Below are 19028 nucleotides of genomic sequence, written 5' to 3' on the forward strand. Positions count from 1 at the left end.
CGGCACCACGCGGCTACGGTGTGCCGCTCCCCCCACTTTGCGCCTGTGACGTGCGTGTTCGCTGCGCGCGAGCCGTTGCACCCCCCGACCGAGGAGTCCCGTGGCACCCGAGCCTCGCGCACGTCCAGGCGGTTCCGCCCAGCCTGCGATCAGGCGGCTGCCGACGTCCCGGCTGATCCTGCGACCGTTCGGCTACCTCGCCGTGGGCATGATCTGGACCGTGCTCTGGCTCGTCATCCTGGCGCTCGCCGCGGCGCTGCCCGTCGCCCTCTCCGATCGTCGTCCGGTCGGGCTGGCGGACTCGCCCCTGTCCGCCGCCGAGGGCATCGTGAACCTGACGGAGAACCCGTTGCAGCTGGTCGCCGTCGTGGTCCTGCTGGGTCCGGTGCTGGCGGCCATCTTCGGCTGGGTCGTCGCGATGCTCCCGTTGACCTCGTGGCCGCTCGCCGCGCTGGCGTTCGTGTACGTCGCCCGGTCGCTGCACCCGAGCTACGCAGGCGAGCCGCTGTCGGGCACCTCCACGACCGACGACGCGATCGGTCCGCCCACGGTGTCGCAGACCGCCCTGTCGCTGCTGCCCATCCGTCGCAGCCGGCTGACCGACGCACTGACGAAGGCCTACGCCATGGGGTGGAAGCCCTCCTTCGCGATGATCCTGTCGTGCTTCTGGCTCGGGCTCGGCTACCTCGTCGCGGTCGTGGCGTTCACCTGGCCCGTGACGAACGTCGTGGGCATCGTGGCATTCTCGGTGGTCGGCCTCGGCCTGGCGGGGTACACCGTCCACCGGCTCGTCGCTCTCTCGCGCACGGTCCCGGACCTGCCGGCACCGAGGCGCGCGAGCTCAGGACGGCGTCGGCCCAGGTCGTAGCCCGATCGGCCGGCCGGGCCCGAGCCCGAGGCGCGGGAGCGCCGTCCGAGCGACGTACGCTCCCTTGTCGTGGCCACGTTCTCCTCCCTCTCGACCCGTCACCTCCTCCAAGCGATCGAGGACTACGACTCCCGCGGCCGTGACGCGTTCCTCGACATCTACGGCTTCGCGCCGTCCCCGGACTACACGCTCGTCCACGAGGGCCGCAGCTACGACCTGCGGGCCGTCGTCGGCGTCGCCCACCGCTTCGCCACCGGTCGGCTCGCGCCGGCCGAGGAGTTCAGCGACGGCATGGACGGCGTGGCCGCGCTGGTGCGCAGGCGGGGCTTCGAGGTGTCCGTGCCGGCGGCCGCGGTCCGTGCGGCACCGGTGCGTGCACCGCGCGCTCCCCGGGCACCCCGCACCCCGGTCGCACGCAAGCCGGTGGTCCGTGAGGCGCCGTCGGCGATCTGCCCGACCTGCTCCATGACGCTCCCGGCCACGGGTGTCTGCGACGACTGCGGCTGACCTCAGCCGGTCGGGTCGCGCTGCAGCCACGCCAACGCACCGCGCGCCGCGACCACGCCGGTGCTGAACGACGCCTGCAGCAGGTAACCCCCCGTGGGCGCCTCCCAGTCGAGCATCTCGCCCGCGACGAACGTGCCGGGCAGCCGGCGCAGCATGAGCGCATCGTCGACCTCGGACCACGCGATGCCGCCGGCGGTCGAGATCGCCCGCTCGAGGGGCATCGTGCCGGTCGCCACCACCGGCACGGCCTTGACCAGCCGCGCGGTCTGCGTCGGGTCGGTCGGCAGCGCGCCCGACTCGCGCAGCAGCCCGATCCCGACCGGGTCCAGGCCCAGCGAGCGGCGCAGCCAGTTCGACGCCGAGTCCTTGGGACGGCGTCGCTCCAACCGCTCGGCGAGCTGGTCCACGGTCAGCGTCGGACGCAGGTCGACCTCGAGGACGCACCGGCCGTCGGCGTCGAGCCCGTCGCGGATCGCGGCGCCGATCGCGTAGACCGGTCCGCCCTCGATGCCCGTCCGCGTCACCATCGCGTCGCCGTGCGACGTGGCGCCGGGACGCCCGCGGACGCTCAGCCCGACATTCTTCAGGGGCGTCCCCTCGAACCGGTCCGCGAACACCCCGCTCCAGCGGACGCGCACCCCCACGTTCGCCGGGCGCAAGGGCGTGACCGCCACACCACGGTCGGTGAACGGGTCGACCCAGCCGCCGTCGGACCCGAGCCGGGGCCACGACGCCCCGCCGAGCGTGAAGACGACCACATCACCGGTCACCTCCATCGGTCCCCCGTCGGCGCGGGCCAGCGCCAGGCCCGCGTCCGTCCAGCCGGTCCACCGCGTCCTGCGCTCGATCCGCACGCCGAGGTCCGCCAGTCGGGCCAGCCACGCCCGGACCAGCGGCGTCGCCCGGAACGAGCGCGGGAACACCCGACCGCTGGACCCGACGAACGTCGGCTCGCCCAGGCTCGCGCACCAGTCGCGCAGCTCCTGCGGCCCGAAGACGTCGAGCATCGGCGCCAGCACGTCCGCCGAGCGGCCGTACCGCGCCAGGAAGGCCGCGCGGTCCTCGGTGTGCGTGAGGTTGAGCCCGCCGTGACCCGCCAGGAGGAACTTGCGACCGACCGACGGCATGCGGTCGTAGACGGTCACCGCGACCCCGGCCCGGGCCATCTCCTCGGCGGCGATCAGCCCCGCGGGACCGCCCCCGATGACGACGGCAGAGCTCACGAGGGGGGCACCGCAGGGGTGATCGCCACGACGTGCCGCCGCTCGAACCGCACCGTGTCGCCGGCGCGCAGCCCTCGTAGCTCGACCGGGTCGCTGCTCAGGACGCCCTCGAGCTCCGGGTCCCCGACCTGCGTCACGCGGACCCAGAGGCGCTCCTCCAGCCCGTCGCGCGGCACGACGACCAGCTTCGCCCGGTCGCCCACCGCCAGGGCGGCGGTCGCCGCATCGCTCGGTACCCGGAACGTGTCGGGCGCCGCGGCGTGCCGCGCACCGGCGTCGGCCAGGCTCCACGGGGTCGTGCGTCGGAACAGGTTCACGCCCAGGAGCCTAGGACGGCGTCACGCCCTCAGCCCGCGAGCGCCCGGACGGTCTCGATGGTGTCCGCCTCGGCCGCCGACTTGTCGTCCCGGTAGCGCACGACCCGCGCGAACCGCAGCGCGAGCCCGCCGGGGTACCGCGTCGAGCGCTGCAGCCCGTCGAACGCGATCTCGACCACCTGCTCGGGACGGACCGTCACCACCCAGCCGTCGTCGTCGGTCATCAGCTCGGTGAACCGCTCGGTCTGCCAGGCCAGCATCTGGTCGGTCATGCCCTTGAACGTCTTGCCGAGCATGACGAACCCGTCGCCGTCCCGGGCGCCCAGGTGGATGTTGGACAGCAGCCCCTGGCGGCGGCCCGAGCCGCGCTCGACGGCGAGCACCACGAGGTCGAGGGTGTTGCGCGGCTTGACCTTGACCCACGCGGCACCGCGTCGCCCCGCCTCGTAGGGGGCGTCGGCCGCCTTCATGACGATGCCCTCCTGCCCGGCGCCGACGACGGTGGCGAAGTAGTCGCGCGCGGCGGCGACGTCGGCGGTGACCAGCCGGTGCACCACCGATGTGGTCGCGACGGAGTCGAGCGCGTCGAGCCGCTCGCGCAGCGGGGCGTCGAGCAGGTCCACGCCGTCGACGTGCAAGCAGTCGAAGAAGAAGGGGGTCAGCGTGGTGACGGCCGCCAGCTCGGCGTCCCGGGTGGCCGAGCGCGCGGCGGTCTCCTGGAACGGACGCGGGCGTCCGTCGGGACCGACGGCGAGTGCCTCACCGTCGAGCACCAGTGCCGACGCGGGCATCGCCCGGACGACCGCGACGATCTCCGGCACCCGGTCGGTGATGTCGTCGAGGCTGCGGGTGAACACCCGCACGTCGGAACCCTGGCGATGCACCTGGACGCGGATGCCGTCGAGCTTCGAGTCGACGACCACCGGGCCGGGACCGAGGGCCGCCCAGGCGCCGTCGACGTCGGGGGCGGACTGCGCCAGCATGGGTCGGACCGGTCGGCCCACCACGAGCGTGAACGCCGCGAGGGCCCCGGCGGGATCGTCCGAGGTCAGCGCGGCGACCGCGACCGGCTCGGTGTCGCCGGCCAGCATCGCCGCGCGACGGACCACGTCCGGCGCCACTCCTGCGGCCTCTGCCACGGCGTCCAGCAGCAACGCGTCCAGCGACCCCTGCCGCAGCTCGCCGGTGACGAGCCCTGCCAGGAGGCGCTGCTCGTCCCCGGTGGCCGCCCCGAACAGGTCCGCGGCGATCGCGTTGCGGCGCAGGACGGAGCCCGGACCCTCCAGGTGGGACATCTCCTCGAAGGCGGCGTCGACGCCGGCCACGGTGAGCGTGGGCTCGACGGCCGGGCCCGGCAGCGTCGTCAGGGAGCGCCATCCCAGCCCGGTGCGCCGCTGCCGCAGCTGTCCGCCGAGGTAGCGGGACACGATCCCGACGTCCTGCGGCGGGGTCCGCCGCAGCAGGTCGACCAGCAGCGCGCGCTTGGCGAGGCGGGAGCGTGTGGTCGCCAACGCGGACGACGTCGTCGCGAGGTCAGCCAGCAGCATCCCTGCATCCTCGCGCCCGGAACCCACATCCGCCGGTCAGGGGCGGATGCTGCCGTCCACGTAGAGCCAGCGACCGTCCTCGCGCACGAACCGGCTGGTCTCGTGCAGGCGGCCGGGCCGGCCGTCGCCCGTGCCGTCGTCGACCCGGTAGTGCGCGACGAACTCCACCGTGCCGGCGTCGTCCCACGGACCGCCGGCATCGGTGCCCAGCACGTCCAGCCGGCGCCAGACCGTCGCCTCGTCGAGCTCCAGGACGTCCGGGCGCGTGCTCGGGTGCCAGGTGGCCAGCAGGTAGTGGCCGGCCCCCGTCGCGAAGGCGGTGTACCGCGAGCGCATGAGCGCCTCGGCCGTGGGAGCTCGTCGGCCGTCCGTCAGGTAGCGGCCGCAGCACTCGCCGTAGGTCTCCCCCGTGCCGCACGGGCAACGGTCATCGAGCTCCACGATCCCGCCTCCCAGGCCCGCGACGGGGCAGTGTGAGCAGACCGATCCGCGTTCCACTTACCGGTTCAGCCCATAGTGCCGTACGGTTGTCCCAGTAGTCGCAGTGAATCGCTTGTCATGACGGCCGAGGAGACTTGGCAGGACGTTCTCGAGGACCACCTCGGAGACGGACGACGAACACCGTGAATACCGGTCCCGGTCACCCGGGAGTTGTCCATACCGCACGTGAGAGAAGAGAACACCATGCCTGTTGGCACCGTTAAGTGGTTCAACGCTGAGAAGGGCTTCGGCTTCATCGCCCCCGAGGACGGCGGACCCGACGTCTTCGCGCACTACTCCGCGATCACGACGAGCGGCTACCGCACGCTCGAGGAGAACCAGAAGGTTCAGTTCGAGGTCACGCAGGGCCCGAAGGGCCCGCAGGCGTCGAACATCACGCCCCTCTGAGCTTCATAGCTCTCAGCACAAGACCCCGGCCGATCGGCCGGGGTCTTGTCGCATCATCAGCGGGGCGCTCGACGATGGTGTGTACTTGCCCGACCATGCGCCACTCGACGACTGGACGGATCTATGAGCGCAACCACCGCAACCCCCACCCGGCCCCGTGATCGCGCGGTCAGCGACTTCACCGAGCTGACCCGCACGGTCCAGGCCGCCGGCCTGATGAGGCGCCGCCCCGCGCACTACGCCGTGCGCCTGACCGCCGCCGTGCTCGCCGTGCTCGGCCTGATCGCGACGATCATCCTGGTCGGTGACTCCTGGTGGCAGATCGCTGTCGCCTTCGCCGCCGCCGTGATCCTCACGCAGATCGCCTTCCTCGGCCACGACGCCGCGCACCGCCAGATCTTCTCGGACGGCCGCGCCAACAACTGGACCTCGCTGGTCCTCGCCGACCTGTTCGTCGGCCTCAGCTACGGCTGGTGGCAGCGCAAGCACACGCGCCACCACGCCAACCCGAACAAGATCGACACCGACCCCGACATCGAGATCGAGGCGCTGGCCTTCACCCCCGCCCAGGCCGCGAAGCGGACGTCGAAGCTGTCGGTCTGGTACCTGAACCACCAGGGCTGGTTCTTCTTCCCCCTCCTCTTCCTCGAGGGTGTCGCCCTGCACGTCGCCGCGATCAAGCGGCTCTCGTCCCGCGACAAGCTCGAGCACCGCGCCGCGGAGATCGTCATGATGACGATCCGCCTCGGCGGTGGCACCGCGCTGGTGTTCCTGTCGATGTCCTGGCCGATCGCGCTCGTCTTCCTCGCGGTGCAGATGGGCGTCTTCGGGTTCTACATGGGCGCGTCGTTCGCCCCGAACCACAAGGGCATGCCGCTGATCCCCAAGGACTCGCGCCTCGACTTCCTGCGTCGCCAGGTGCTGACCAGCCGCAACATCGGCGGCGGCAAGTGGGTCGACGTGCTGATGGGCGGGCTCAACCACCAGGTCGAGCACCACCTCTTCCCGTCGATGCCCCGCGCGTCGCTGCGTCGCGCCAAGCCGATCGTCGAGGCGTACTGCCGCGAGCACAACATCCCGTACGTGCAGGTCTCCCTGCCGAAGTCGTACGCGATCATCGTGAAGTACCTGAACACCGTCGGTAAGCCCGACCGCGACCCGTTCAACTGCCCGATGACGGCGATGTACCGCGTCTGACGCACCGCACCGACCGCGAGCCCCCGTCGTCCACACCGGACGGCGGGGGCTTCGTCGTTCCCCGTCGCTGCGCACGGTTCCCCTGGGTCGGGGCACGCGCAAGGGGCAGGGCCGCGTGGCCCCGCCCCCTGCGCGTCAGTGCGGTCAGTCGAGCATCGAGATCACCTGCTGGGCCTGGTAGCCGAGGGCCGCCCGGGCGGCCGGCGTCACCGTCGACCACCGCGTGCGCGGGGTGAGCAGCTCGACGTAGCCCCTGAGCGACTTCACCGCGAGCTTCTCGTTGCCCGCGTCCGCCGCCTTGTCGGCCACCTCGACCGCGGCGAGCAGCCCCGCGGCCGCCAGGCCCTTGACCGCACCCGCCGCGATCTGCGCCCTGGTCGCGTCACGCAGGGCGTCGATGCTGCCCGGCGCGTAGAACGAGGGAACGGGAACCTGTGTGTAGTTCGTGTCCGACGCCAGGTAGAAGCCCACGTACGACGGCTGGTTGTAGGTCGTCTGCTGACGGGCGACCTCGACGCGGTACTGCGGGTCGTGCATGAGCGTGTACATCTTGGTGTGGCTCAGCGCAGTGCCGGTGAACAGCCGGATCGCCGACGAGTCCTCGGTGCGGACCAGCAGCTCCTCGCGCGAGTCGCCCAGGACGTCCGCGACGAGCGCCGGGTTGCCCTTGGTGCCGTTGTTCGCCCGCGTCCCCGTGGCCGTGAGCTGGCGGCCGCGGGTCCAGTCGTCGATCGTCACGTCCTGCGCCGCCGATCCGTTGACGATCTGCGTGGTGCCGTCGGGCAGCCAGCGGATGCTCTGGTTGGTCCCGGGGATGGGCCCCGGCGTCACGACGCCCTGCGCCGAGTACAGCCCGAGCGAGTCGGTGCCGCCGGGCAGGCTGGCCCAGAGCTCGAGGCCGCGCAGGGACGGCAGGACGTCACCGACCATGGAGCGGCCCGTGTCCCTGCCGGAGTACACGCCGAACAGGACGTCACCCGTCGCCGCGTCCCGCAGTGCCATGCCGTACGGGGCGAACGTGCCGCCCTCGTGCGCGGTGTAGATCTCCAGGCCAGGGCGGTCGGGATCGATGTCCGTCACGTGCATCGCGTCGCCGTGACCGAGGCGGACCACCTCGCCGGGTGACGCGCTGCCGGCCGGGAGCGTGCCGAACGACGAGTAGAGGACCGAGCCGTCGTCGTCGATCGTCGCGGCGCCGTAGACGATCTCCTGCTTGCCGTCGGCATCCACGTCGGCAGCGGACAGGGAGTGGAAGCCCTGCGTGGTGAGCTTCCCGTAGACGGGGTCGGTGCCGTCACGGCCGTGCGGGCCGTCGTTGAACGGGTTGGTCAGGGGCACGTGCCCGGAGTCGACGTACCAGCGCTCCTTGAGCTTCTTGCCGTCCCAGTCGTACGCGACGATCGTCGTGCGTGTGTAGTAGCCGCGCGCGAAGATCGCCGACGGGGTCGCCCCGTCGAGGTACGCGACGCCCGACAGGAAGCGGTCGACGCGGTTGCCCGGCTCGATGCGCGACATCGCGTAGTCGCCCCACAGGAGACCGTCGTCGCCGCGGCCCGGCTTGTAGTCGATCGTCTGCAGCTCCTTGCCCGTGGCGCCGGCGAAGACCGTCAGGTACTCGGGCCCGTCGAGGATGAAGCCCTCGAAGTTGCGCAGGACGTTGCGCGCGCTGCGGGCGGGGGCGTAGACGTCGACGAAGTAGTTCGCCAGCGCCGTCGCGTCCTCGCGGGACAGCGGGTAGGCGTACTGCGGCGCGATGCCCAGCGCCGCCTCCACCGTGGCCGGCCACCGGCCGGCGACCACCTCGGGGTGGCTGCTCCAGCCCTGGAGCAGCGTCACGAGGTGCTCGAAGTAGCCCTCCTTGCTCAGCCGGTAGTCGGTGGTGTCGGTGACGCCCGCGGCCCGGTCGCGCTTGGGCAGCGTCACGTACCGCTCACCGGCCACGGAGCCGTCGGCCGCGTACTGCGTGATCCGGGTGCCCGGTGCCGTCTTCATCATGAGCTCGGCCTTGCCGTCCCCGTCGTAGTCGTAGACGGGGAACTGCGTGTAGTGCGCGCCTGCGCGGACGTTCACGCCCAGGTCGATCCGCCACAGGTGCCGGCCGTCCTGCTCGTACGCGTCGACGAACACGTTGCCGGTGTAGCCGACCTGGCTGACGTCCTTGGAGTTCGACGGGTCCCACTTGACGATGTACTCGTACTGGCCGTCGCCGTCGACGTCGCCCACGGACATGTCGTTGGCCGAGTAGGTGTACGCCTCGCCCACGGGGGTGACGCCGTCGGCCGGCTTGCGCAGCGGGATGTCGACGGACGCCTGCGCCCACGGCGTGGCCTCCGCGCCGTCCACCTCGACCCCGTCGACCACGGCGGCGACCCGGTAGCGGGACGTCGCGGTGCCCGCGGGGTCGACGAAGTTCGTCGAGTCGCTGACCGTGCCGAGGCGGACGCCGTCGCGGTAGACCGCGAAGTCGGGGCCGGTCAGGCCGGTCGCCGTGGCGCCGGTGACCTCCGTGGCGAGCAGCCGCCAGGACAGGAACACGCCCTCGGGGGTGGTCGCGGCGACGAGCCCGCGGTCGAGCCGCTCGAGCGTCAGCCCGTCCGGGCCGCGCGACGGACCGTGCCCGACGGTCGCGGTCTGGGTCGCCACCGGGGCCGCTGATGCGGGGACCGCGGCCAGCGTGCCGACGAGGGCGACGGAGCCGGCGATCGCGACGACCGTGCGGCCGCGGGCGCCGGCCCTGGCCGTGCGCCCCCGGGAGGGCGCGGGCCCTCGGTGTTGGATCAGACTCATCATTGAATCCTTTCAATACGCCAGCCGTACCCCGGAGGAGAGAGCTGCCCGCCGACGAGGAAGGTCGGGGGCACCGTTGACCCCGACCTGCACGAACGTATCGCCTGGTCCCGGCGAGTCAACAGGTCCCGTGACATTCGCCGGAATCCGTCGTCGGAAGCGCTCCCGACCGACGGAATGCGCTCTCCAACCGCCCCCCGCCACGGGCCGGTCGCACCGGTCGCCACCCTCCGCCAGACGTTCGCCGCCCTTCGCCAAGGGTCGAATGCGTGGGTTCGGCACGAGATCGTGGGTTCACAGTGTCGATCTCGCGCCGAACCCACGATCTCGCGGACGACCGGTGGCCGAAACGGACGAGTTCGGCGACAACGACGACCGAGCTGGACCGCGCGCAGTCCTCACTCCTCGAAGACGTAGCCCAGGCCCGGTTGCGTGCGGATGTGCCGGGGACGGGCCGGGTCCGCCTCGAGCTTGCGGCGCAGCTGCGCCGAGTAGACGCGCAGGTAGTGGGTCTCGTCCCCGTACCCCGGTCCCCAGACCTCCTGCAGCAGCTGGCGTCGGCTCACCAGCCGGCCCCGGTTGCGCACCAGCACCTCGAGCATCGACCACTCCGTGGGCGTCAGCCGTACCTCGACGCCGTCGCGCAGGACGCGGGCGCGGGCCAGGTCGATGGTCAGCGCCCCGGCGACGACCACCGCCTCGGCCGGGTCGACGGCCACGCTCGACCGGCGGACCGCGGCGCGCAGCCGCGCCAGCAGCTCGTTCATGGCGAACGGCTTGGTCACGTAGTCGTCGGCGCCCGCGTCGAGCGCGTCGACCTTGTCCTCACCGTGCTGCCGTGCCGACAGCACCACGATCGGCACCTGGCTCCAGCCGCGGATGGCGGTGATGACGTCCAGCCCGCTCATGTCCGGCAGACCCAGGTCGAGCAGCACGACGTCGGGCGTGCGGGAGGCGGCCGACGTGATCGCCGAGGAGCCGTCCGCCGCGGTCGTGACGTCCCACCCGGACGCGCGCAGCGTGATGGCGAGCGCGTGCGCGAGGCCGGGCTCGTCGTCGACGACGAGGATCCGGTTGCCGGTCACGGCACGGCTCCGGCCGGCGCGATCGCCAACGGGACCTCGACCAGCATGGTCAGCCCTCCGCCGGGGGTGTCCTCGGCGCTGAGCTCGGCGCCGACCGCCGTCGCCAGCCCCCGCGCCACCGCCAGTCCCAGCCCGAGCCCGGTGCCGGACGTGTCCCCGAGCCGCTGGAACGGCTCGAACAGCTGCCCCTTGAGCTGGTCCGGCACGCCGGGTCCGGTGTCCACCACGCGCAGCACGATGCCACGGCCGACCACCGCCGCGCTGACGCGCACGGGCCCCGCGTCGCCCGCGTGGCGGACGGCGTTCGAGACGAGGTTGGCCACGACGCGCTCCAGCAGGCCCGGGTCGGTCCGCACCAGCGGCAGGTCCTCGGGCACATCGAGGACCACGGCGCCGGGTCCGAACCCCTCGAGCGCCGGCGGGACGATCTCGTCGAGGCTCGTCGCCCGCAGCACGGGGCGGACGCTGCCGGTCTGCAGCCGGGACAGGTCGAGCAGGTTGTCGATGAGCCGCTCCAGCCGGGCGGTCGCCTCGGCCAGGGTGCCGACGAGGACCGCCCGGTCGGCGGGCTCCAGCTGGAGCTCGAGACCGTCGACCGAGGCCCGGATGGTGGCCAGCGGGGTGCGCAGGTCGTGCGAGACCGCGGCCAGCAGCGCGGTCCGGGTGGCGTCCGACTGCTCCAGCACCCGCGCCTGCTCGGCCTGCGCGCGCAGGCGGTCGTGCTCCAGCACGATCCCCACCTGCGACGCGAACGCCTCGAGCACCCGCCGGTCGCTCGCGGGCAGCACCCGTCCGCTCAGCGCGAGGACGCGTTCGTCGTCCACGGTCAGGACCGCCTGCGCCGACTCGGGGTCCAGGGCCGGCTCCGCGCCGTCCGCCGCCAGGACCTCCCAGCCCGGACCCTTCCGGCACAGCAGCGCCACCGCCTCGAGCGTGAACGTCTCGCGCAACCGGGCGACCAGCGCCTCGGCCGTGTCCTCGCCCGACAGCACCGAGCGGGAGACGGCGGCCAGGGCCGAGGCCTCGGCCCTGGCCCGGAACGCCTCGGCGGTGCGCCGTGCGGCGACGTCCACCACGGAGGCCACCCCGGCCGCGACCAGCACGAAGACGCCGAGGGCGAGGGCGTTCTCCGGCTCGGCGATCGTGAGCATGCCGGTGGGCACCGTGAAGAACCAGTTGAGCAGCACGAACCCGACGACCGCGCTGACGATGGCGGGCCACAGGCCACCGACCAGGGCGACCAGGACGGTGAGCGCGAGGAAGAGCATGAGCTCGGTGGGCAGCCCGACGACGTCCCGCAGCGCCGCCAGGAGCCCGGTGAGGGCCACGGGGCCGAGCACGGCGGTGACCCAGCCGGCGACCACGCGCGAGCCGGACAGCGGCGAGCGCCGGATGCGCCGGCGCCCGGTGCGCGCCTTCTCGTGGGTGACCAGGTGCACGTCGATCATGCCCGCGAGCCGGGCGACCTCGGTGCCGTTGCTCTCGCGGAGCGCCTCCCGCAGGCGGCCCCGGCGCGAGACGCCCACGACGATCATGGTGGCGTTGACCCCGCGGGCGAAGTCCACCACGGCGCTGGGCACGTCCTCGCCGACGACGGTGTGGAACGTGCCGCCGAGGGACTCCACGAGCCGGCGCTGCTCGTCGAGCGTGGCGGGCGGGGCGCTGGGCAGGCCGTCGGTGGCTAGGACGTGCACGGCCAGCAGCTCCGAGCCGGCGGCGCGCTGGGCGATCCGGGCGCCGCGCCGCAGCAGGGTGTCCCCCTCGGGTCCGCCGGTGACCGCGACGACGACGCGCTCGCGCGCGGGCCAGGGCGCCTCGATGCGGTGCTCGCGCCGGTAGCTGGTCAAGGAGTCGTCGACGCGGTCGGCCAGCCACAGCAGCGCCAGCTCGCGCAGGGCGGTGAGGTTGCCCAGCCGGAAGTACTGGCTGAGCGAGGCGTCGATCTGCTCGGCGCGGTAGACGTTCCCGTGCGCCAGCCGCCGTCGCAGGGCCTCCGGGGGGAGGTCGACGAGCTGGATCTGGTCGGCGTCGCGCACCACGTGGTCCGGCACGGTCTCCCGCTGCCGCACCCCGGTGATCGCCTCGACGTCGTCGTTGAGCGACTCGAGGTGCTGCACGTTGACCGTGGTGACCACGTCGATGCCGGCGTCGAGGAGGTCCTGCACGTCCTGCCACCGCTTGGGGTGCCGGCTGCCCGGGACGTTGGTGTGCGCGAGCTCGTCGATCATGGCCACCTGCGGCGCCCGGGCCAGGACGGCGTCGACGTCGAGCTCGGTGAGCTCGCTGCCGCGGTGGGGCGCGATCCGGCGGGGCAGGACCTCCAGGCCCTCGAGCAGCGCCGCCGTCGCGAGCCGGCCGTGCGCCTCGACGAGGCCCACCACGACGTCCGTCCCTCGGGACAGGCGGCGGTGGGCCTCGTCGAGCATCGCGTACGTCTTGCCGACGCCGGGTGCGGCGCCGAGGTAGACGGTCAGCCGGCCCCGACGGGGGCGGCCCGCATCGGGGCCGCCGTCGTCAGGCCTGATCATGAGCCCATTGTCTCCAGCGCGAGGTTGAGCCGGAGCACGTTGACCCGCGGCTCGCCGAGCAGACCGAGATCACGACCCACCGTGGTCTCGTCGACCAGCGCCCGGACGTCCTGCTCGTCCAGGCCGCGCTCGGCCGCGATCCGGGCGACCTGGAGCTCGGCGTAGGCCGGCGAGATGTCGGGGTCCAAACCCGAGGCCGACGCGGTGAGCGCGTCCGCGGGGACGTCGGCCGGGTCGACGCCCTCCAGGTCGGCGACCGCGGCGCGGCGCTCCTCGATGGCGGCGACGAGGTCCGGGTTGAGCGGTCCGAGGTTGGATCCCGCCGACGCCAGCGTGTCGTACCCGTCCCCGGCGGCGGACGGCCGGGGGTGGAACCACTGCGGGTCGTCGAACGACTGGCCGATCAGCAGCGAGCCGACGGAGTCCTCGGCGCGGGTCACCCGCTCACCGGAGGCGTCCACGAGCGAGCCCTGCGCCTGCCACCGGAACAGCACCTGGGAGACCCCCGTGACGGCGAGCGGGTACGCCACCCCGAGCAGGACGGTGAGAACCAGGAGCACCCGCAGGCCCGCCCCGAACTGGCGCACGAAGGAGATGGAGTCGGTACCGGTGGTCATCAGGACATCCCTAGGGCAGTGACGAGAAGGTCGATGAGCTTGATGCCGACGAAGGGGGCGATGACGCCGCCGACGCCGTACACCAGCAGGTTGCGGCGCAGCAGCGCCGACGCGGACGACGGCCGGTAGCGGACCCCTCGCAGGGCGAGCGGGAGCAGCACCACGATGATCAGCGCGTTGAAGATGACGGCCGACAGGATTGCCGACTGCGGGCTGGTCAGCTGCATGACGTTGAGCACGGCCAGCTGCGGGAATGCGACGACGAACATGGCCGGCAGGATCGCGAAGTACTTGGCGATGTCGTTGGCCACCGAGAACGTGGTCAGCGCCCCGCGGGTGATGAGCAGCTGCTTGCCGATCTCCACGATCTCCAGCAGCTTGGTCGGGTTCGAGTCGAGGTCGACCATGTTGCCCGCCTCCTTGGCGGCGGTCGTCCCGGTGTTCATCGCGACCCCGACGTCGGCCTGGGCCAGCGCCGGGGCGTCGTTGGTGCCGTCCCCGGCCATCGCGACCAGCCGGCCACCCTCCTGCTCCCGGCGGATCAGGGCGAGCTTGTCCTCCGGGGTGGCCTCGGCCAGCACGTCGTCGACGCCTGCCTCGGCACCGATCGCCTGGGCGGTCAGCGGGTTGTCGCCCGTGACCATGACCGTGCGGATGCCCATCGCGCGCAGCGCGTCGAACCTCTCGCGCATCCCCTCCTTGACGACGTCCTTCAGGTGGATGACGCCGAGCACGCGCGCGGGGGCGTCGCCGACCTGCTCGGCGACCACCAGGGGGGTGCCGCCCGACGCGGAGATCGCGTCGACGGTCGCCGCGACGTCGTCGCCGGGGTGCCCGCCGGTGGACCGGACCCAGTGCGTGACCGCCGCCGCGGCGCCCTTGCGCACCGATCGGCCGGGCAGGTCGATGCCGCTCATCCGGGTGCGCGCCTGGAACGGCACGAGCTCGGCGCCGACGAGGTCCCCCTCGGGCCGCTCGCGCAGCCCGAACCGCTCCTTGACCAGCACGAGGACCGAGCGGCCCTCGGGGGTCTCGTCGGCCATCGACGACAGCTGCGCCGCGTCGGCGAGCACCGCGGGGTCGATGCCTGCGGCGGGCAGCAGGTCCGCCGCCTGCCGGTTGCCCAGCGTGATGGTGCCGGTCTTGTCCAGCAGGAGCACGTCGACGTCGCCGGCAGCCTCGACCGCGCGGCCGGACATCGCGAGCACGTTGCGCCGCACCAGGCGGTCCATCCCGGCGATCCCGATGGCGGACAGCAGCGCCCCGATGGTCGTGGGGATGAGGCAGACGAGCAGAGCGACGAGCACGATCATCGGCTGCCGGGCCCCGGAGTAGACGGCGAACGGCTGCAGCGTCACCACGGCGAGCAGGAAGATGATCGTCAGCGTGGTGAGCAGCACGTTGAGGGCGATCTCGTTGGGCGTCTTCTGCCGCTGCGAGCCCTCCACCAGCGCGATCATCCGGTCGACGAACGTCTGCCCGGCGGGCGCCGTGATGCGCACGACGATCCGGTCGGACAGCACGACGGTGCCACCCGTGACCGCGGACCGGTCGCCGCCGGACTCCCGGATCACCGGGGCGGACTCGCCCGTGATCGCGGACTCGTCGACGCTGGCCACGCCCTCGATGACGTCCCCGTCGCCGGGGATCGTCTCCCCCGCGACGACGACCACCACGTCGCCCACCTTCAGCGACGACGACGGGACCTCGGTGGTCGTGTCGCCCACCACGCGACGGGCGGTGGTCTCGCGCTGGGTGGCCCGCAGGCTGGCCGCCTGCGCCTTGCCGCGCCCCTCGGCCACGGACTCGGCGAGGGTGGCGAAGAGGACCGTGAGCCACAGCCAGACGGTGATGGACCACGCGAACAGGCTCGGGTCGACGACGGCGAGCACCGTGGTGAACGCGGCACCGACCTCGACCACGAACATGACGGGCGAGTCCCACAGCCGGCGCGGGTCCATCCCGCGCAGCGCGCCGGGCAGGGCCGCAGCGAGCTGTCGGGTCGACAGCATGGAGGCCGCGGCCGGGACCACGCGCGGCGTGGTCGGCGGCTTCTCGAGGAGGCCAGTGCTGCTCATGACGGTGTTCATGACAAAGACTCCACGATGGGACCGAGGGACAGGACGGGGACGAAGGTGAGGCCGACGACCACGAGGGTCACCGTCACCAGCAGGCCGACGAACAGCGGGGTGTGCGTCGGCAGCGTGCCGGCGCCCTCGGGGGTCGTCTTCTGCCGCGCGAGGCGTCCGGCCAGGGCGAGGACGAGCGCGATGGGCACGAACCGCCCGATGAGCATCGCCAGGCCGAGCAGCGTGTTGTAGAACGGCGTCCCGCTGGTCAGCCCGCCGAAGCCGGAGCCGTTGTTGTTCCCGGCCGAGGCGAACGCGTAGACGATCTCCGAGAGGCCGTGCGGGCCGCCCTGCAGCTGACCGGCGAGGCCGGACGGCGTGGCGATCGCGATCGCGGAGCCGATCAGGACGACCGCGGGCATGGTCAGCACGTACAGCGCGACGAGCGTGATCTCGTGCTGGCCGACCTTCTTGCCCAGGTACTCCGGGGTGCGCCCGACCATGAGGCCGGCCAGGAACACCGCGACGACGATCAGGACGACCATCCCGATCAGGCCGCTGCCGACACCGCCGGGCGAGACCTCGCCGAGCATCATCCCGAGCAGCGCCACACCGCCGCCCGGGGCCGTCAGCGAGTCGTGCATCGAGTTGACCGCACCCGTGGACGTCATGGTGGTGGAGGCAGCGAACAGCGCCGAGGCCGCCTCCCCGAAGCGGACCTCCTTGCCCTCCATGGCCCCGCCCGCGGCACCGGGCGCCAGGCCGGGGCCGGCCATCTCGGCCCAGGTGAGCAGGCCGACGGCGGCGACCCAGAGGGTCGACATCGCGGCCAGGATCGCCCAGCCCTGCCGGCGGTCGCCGACCATGCGGCCGAACATCCGGGGCATCGCGAACGGGATCAGCAGCATGAGGACCACCGACAGCGCGTTGGTCCACGGCGTCGGGTTCTCGTAGGAGTGCGCGGAGTTGGCGTTGAAGAAGCCGCCCCCGTTCGTGCCGAGCTGCTTGATCGCCTCCTGCGACGCCACGGGTCCGCCGAGCACGGACTGCGCGCCGCCGGCCAGCGTGCTGATCTCGGTGTGCGCGTTCAGGTTCTGGATCACGCCGGCGGCGGCCAGCACGAGGGCCGCGACGATCGCCAGCGGGAGCAGCACGCGGACCGTGCCCCGCACCAGGTCGGCCCAGAAGTTGCCGACGCGGCCGTCCGTGCCCGACCGGGAGAACCCGCGGGCCAGCGCGGCGAGCACCGCCAGGCCGACGGCGGCGGACACGAAGTTCTGCACCGCGAGCCCGGCCATCTGGAAGAGGTGACCGGCGGCGGCCTCACCGGAGTACCACTGCCAGTTCGTGTTGGTCACGAACGAGACGGCGGTGTTCCAGGCGCCCGCCGGGTCCAGCGGCCCCATGCCGATGGACAGCGGCAGCTTGTCCTGCAGCCTGCCGAGGCCGAACAGGAGGAGGACGGAGGCGAGAGAGAAGCCGAGCAGCGAGAGCAGGTAGGTGCTCCACTTCTGCTCCGCGTCGGGGTCCACCCGCATGACGCGGTAGCCGGCACGTTCCACGGCGAGGTGCCGCGTGGAGGTCATCACACGGAAGATGTAGTCACCGAGCGGCTTGTGCGTCGCGGCCAGGACCAGGACCACGATCCCGATCTGACCGATCGCGATCCACGTGGCGCTCATCGGACCCTGTCCGAACGCAGCAGCTGGACGACGAGGTACACGAGGAGCGCGCCGGCGACCACGAGGCCGGCGAGGTCGAGGCCGCTCACGTGCGGTCCGCCGTGCGGGCGATGAGCGCGACGGCGGCGAAGAACACCACGGTCAGCGCAAGGAAGGCCACATCGGCCATGACTGTCACTGCACCTTCGACGACGGGCGGGCAGCCTGCGGGGGCAGCCCGGCGGCCCGCCTCGGGGCCGCACCCGCTGGTCTACGCCCGTCCCAGGCCCGCTCCGGCGGTCTTGACGGAACCCTGACGGTCACGCGGCCCGTCCTGACGCGATCCCGTCACCCGGGCGGCGGCACGCCCGGACGGGCGTGTCGCCTAGACTCCCCCCGTGATCTTCAAGGCGGTGGGCGAGGGCAGGCCCTACCCGGACCACGGACTCGAGACGGCCAAGCAGTGGGCCGAGGTCCCGCCGCGCCAGGTGCGCCTGGACGAGCTCGTGACGACGAAGCGCACCCTCGACCTCGATGCGCTGCTGGCCGAGGACTCGACCTTCTACGGCGACCTGTTCGCGCACGTCGTGCAGTACCGCGGCGTGATGTACCTCGAGGACGGCCTGCACCGCGCCGTCCGGGCCGCCCTGCACCAGCGCGCCCTCCTGCACGCACGGGTGCTGGTGATCGCATGACCGAGCAGGACCGCGGCCGCCAGCTGCGTCGACGGCACATGCACGAGCGCCAGGCGGTCATCTTCGGTGTGCTGCTCGCCATTCTCGCGCTGGCCGGCCTGGGCGCCGCCGCGATGTTCACCGGCAGCCTCAACGTGCCGTTGCTCGCGCGCGAGTTCGCCACGGAGTCCACGCCCGAGGCCACGCAGGACCCGTACCCGTGCCCCCCTGCCGGCGCGCTGCCGGTGGCCTACGGCCAGATCAGCGTCAAGGTCTACAACGCCACCAGCCGCGTCGGGCTGGCGGGTGACACGGCCGCCGACCTGTCGGAGCGCGGGTTCGTCATCGTGACCAAGGAGAACGCCCCCGCCACGTACGACGGCACGGCGCGGATCACCTTCGGCACGCAGGGCGTCGCCCAGGCGTACACGCTGGCCGCGCACATCGACGGCGCGGTCCTGAAGCTGGCGTCCCGCGCCGACGCCACCGTGGACCTCGAGCTGGGGTCCGAGTTCGCCGAGATCAACCCGGCCGACGCCGTGACCCTCGACCCCGCTGCCCCGCTGATCGCCCCGGAGGGCTGCACGCCGTTCGACGAGGTGGTCGCCCCGGCGGAGACGCCGGCGCCCGCGGCCGGCTGACCTCACCGTGCGTGGACGCCACCGTCGTGCCACGGTGGGGCCCTCACCGTGGTCGCGGACCGCGGGCGATATGTGAGAGGACGACGATGAGCGAGCGAGACGACGCCCCGGACCCCGTCACAGCGACCGCGCCGGAGGCGCCGCCGGCACCCGAGGACGCGGCCGACGACGAGAGCGCCCCGCAGCCCGGGGCGGTGTTCCCGGTGGGCGGCATGGGCACCGGCACGGCGCCGCCGCCGGTGGTTCCCGGCCGCTCGATCTGACCCACGAGCGCGGATCCACGACGAGACGGGCCCGGACGGGCACGACGAGCGGGCTAGCCTGAGGACTCGCCCGTTCGTCCGCCCGCCCGGCCACGTCCTCGGAGGTCGCGCTGCTCCGCCGACTGCTGCACTCCACCACCGCCGTCTGGGTCGTCT

General features: G+C 72.8%; 17 protein-coding genes. 7 read left to right on the forward strand and 10 right to left on the reverse strand.

The genetic code is table 11. The annotated features are described in order from the left end of the window. The first annotated feature begins 100 nt into the window (after nt 1–100). On the forward strand, nt 101–868 hold the full coding sequence (locus KG102_RS15725; protein ID WP_208288149.1) for a hypothetical protein: 768 nt from the start codon (nt 101–103) through the stop codon (nt 866–868). Nucleotides 869–937: 69 nt separating this feature from the next. Then, nucleotides 938–1375 (forward strand): hypothetical protein, encoded by a 438-nt coding sequence (locus tag KG102_RS15730; RefSeq protein ID WP_208288148.1) that lies wholly within the window; start codon nt 938–940, stop codon nt 1373–1375. 2 nt (nt 1376–1377) lie between these two features. On the opposite strand, the gene KG102_RS15735 is transcribed toward KG102_RS15730, so the two are convergent. The 4 genes from KG102_RS15735 to KG102_RS15750 are packed head-to-tail and all read right to left on the reverse strand — an operon-like array spanning nt 1378 to nt 4903. After that, nucleotides 1378–2598: a BaiN/RdsA family NAD(P)/FAD-dependent oxidoreductase gene (locus KG102_RS15735; RefSeq protein WP_208288147.1), complete on the reverse strand. Its 1221-nt coding sequence runs from the start codon at nt 2596–2598 to the stop codon at nt 1378–1380. Further along, nucleotides 2595–2915, reverse strand: coding sequence for a DUF2314 domain-containing protein (locus KG102_RS15740; protein ID WP_208288146.1), 321 nt, complete (start codon nt 2913–2915; stop codon nt 2595–2597). Before KG102_RS15740 ends, KG102_RS15735 begins: the two co-directional genes overlap by 4 nt. Nucleotides 2916–2944: 29 nt before the next feature. Further along, nucleotides 2945–4462 carry an ATP-dependent DNA ligase gene (locus tag KG102_RS15745; RefSeq protein WP_208288145.1) on the reverse strand — a complete coding sequence of 506 codons (1518 nt, stop codon included), beginning with the start codon at nt 4460–4462 and terminating at the stop codon, nt 2945–2947. 36 nt (nt 4463–4498) lie between these two features. Then, nucleotides 4499–4903, reverse strand: a complete 405-nt coding sequence (locus tag KG102_RS15750) for a YchJ family protein (RefSeq protein WP_208288144.1) — start codon at nt 4901–4903, stop codon at nt 4499–4501. A 243-nt stretch (nt 4904–5146) separates the two neighbouring features. On the opposite strand from KG102_RS15750, the gene KG102_RS15755 reads away from it, so the two are divergent. Next, the gene (locus KG102_RS15755; RefSeq protein WP_028049733.1) at nt 5147–5350 is read left to right on the forward strand and encodes a cold-shock protein; all 204 of its coding nucleotides are present in this window, start codon (nt 5147–5149) and stop codon (nt 5348–5350) included. 123 nt (nt 5351–5473) lie between these two features. Then, nucleotides 5474–6547, forward strand: coding sequence for a fatty acid desaturase family protein (locus KG102_RS15760; protein ID WP_208212867.1), 1074 nt, complete (start codon nt 5474–5476; stop codon nt 6545–6547). Nucleotides 6548–6691: 144 nt separating this feature from the next. Here KG102_RS15760 and KG102_RS15765 read toward each other — a convergent pair whose 3' ends face one another. The 6 genes from KG102_RS15765 to kdpA form a co-directional block, all read right to left on the reverse strand. Beyond that, on the reverse strand, nt 6692–9334 hold the full coding sequence (locus tag KG102_RS15765) for a rhamnogalacturonan lyase (protein ID WP_208288143.1): 2643 nt from the start codon (nt 9332–9334) through the stop codon (nt 6692–6694). Between the two features lie 398 nt (nt 9335–9732). Next, nucleotides 9733–10419 (reverse strand): response regulator, encoded by a 687-nt coding sequence (locus tag KG102_RS15770; protein ID WP_208212869.1) that lies wholly within the window; start codon nt 10417–10419, stop codon nt 9733–9735. After that, complete coding sequence (locus tag KG102_RS15775) at nt 10416–12947, reverse strand: sensor histidine kinase (protein ID WP_208288142.1); 2532 nt, start codon at nt 12945–12947, stop codon at nt 10416–10418. Before KG102_RS15775 ends, KG102_RS15770 begins: the two co-directional genes overlap by 4 nt. Continuing rightward, nucleotides 12944–13564, reverse strand: a complete 621-nt coding sequence (gene kdpC / locus KG102_RS15780; protein ID WP_208212871.1) for a potassium-transporting ATPase subunit KdpC — start codon at nt 13562–13564, stop codon at nt 12944–12946. Before kdpC ends, KG102_RS15775 begins: the two co-directional genes overlap by 4 nt. Next, complete coding sequence (gene kdpB, locus KG102_RS15785; protein WP_372438135.1) at nt 13564–15642, reverse strand: potassium-transporting ATPase subunit KdpB; 2079 nt, start codon at nt 15640–15642, stop codon at nt 13564–13566. The genes kdpC and kdpB overlap by 1 nt, the downstream gene beginning before the upstream one ends. 8 nt (nt 15643–15650) lie before the next feature. Beyond that, entirely contained in the window at nt 15651–17315 is a 1665-nt protein-coding gene (kdpA, locus tag KG102_RS15790; protein WP_208288140.1) for a potassium-transporting ATPase subunit KdpA, read from the reverse strand. A 377-nt stretch (nt 17316–17692) separates the two neighbouring features. Between kdpA and KG102_RS15795 the strand changes: the two genes are divergently transcribed. From KG102_RS15795 to KG102_RS15805, 3 genes are all read left to right on the forward strand, one after another. Then, nucleotides 17693–17989: a type II toxin-antitoxin system VapB family antitoxin gene (locus KG102_RS15795; protein ID WP_208212874.1), complete on the forward strand. Its 297-nt coding sequence runs from the start codon at nt 17693–17695 to the stop codon at nt 17987–17989. After that, nucleotides 17986–18609: a LytR C-terminal domain-containing protein gene (locus tag KG102_RS15800; protein ID WP_208212875.1), complete on the forward strand. Its 624-nt coding sequence runs from the start codon at nt 17986–17988 to the stop codon at nt 18607–18609. Before KG102_RS15795 ends, KG102_RS15800 begins: the two co-directional genes overlap by 4 nt. Before the next feature lie 86 nt (nt 18610–18695). Then, nucleotides 18696–18872: a hypothetical protein gene (locus KG102_RS15805; protein ID WP_208212876.1), complete on the forward strand. Its 177-nt coding sequence runs from the start codon at nt 18696–18698 to the stop codon at nt 18870–18872. The last annotated feature ends 156 nt before the right edge of the window (nt 18873–19028 follow it).

The sequence above is a fragment of the Cellulomonas fengjieae genome, assembly GCF_018388465.1.
Taxonomy (GTDB): domain Bacteria; phylum Actinomycetota; class Actinomycetes; order Actinomycetales; family Cellulomonadaceae; genus Cellulomonas; species Cellulomonas fengjieae.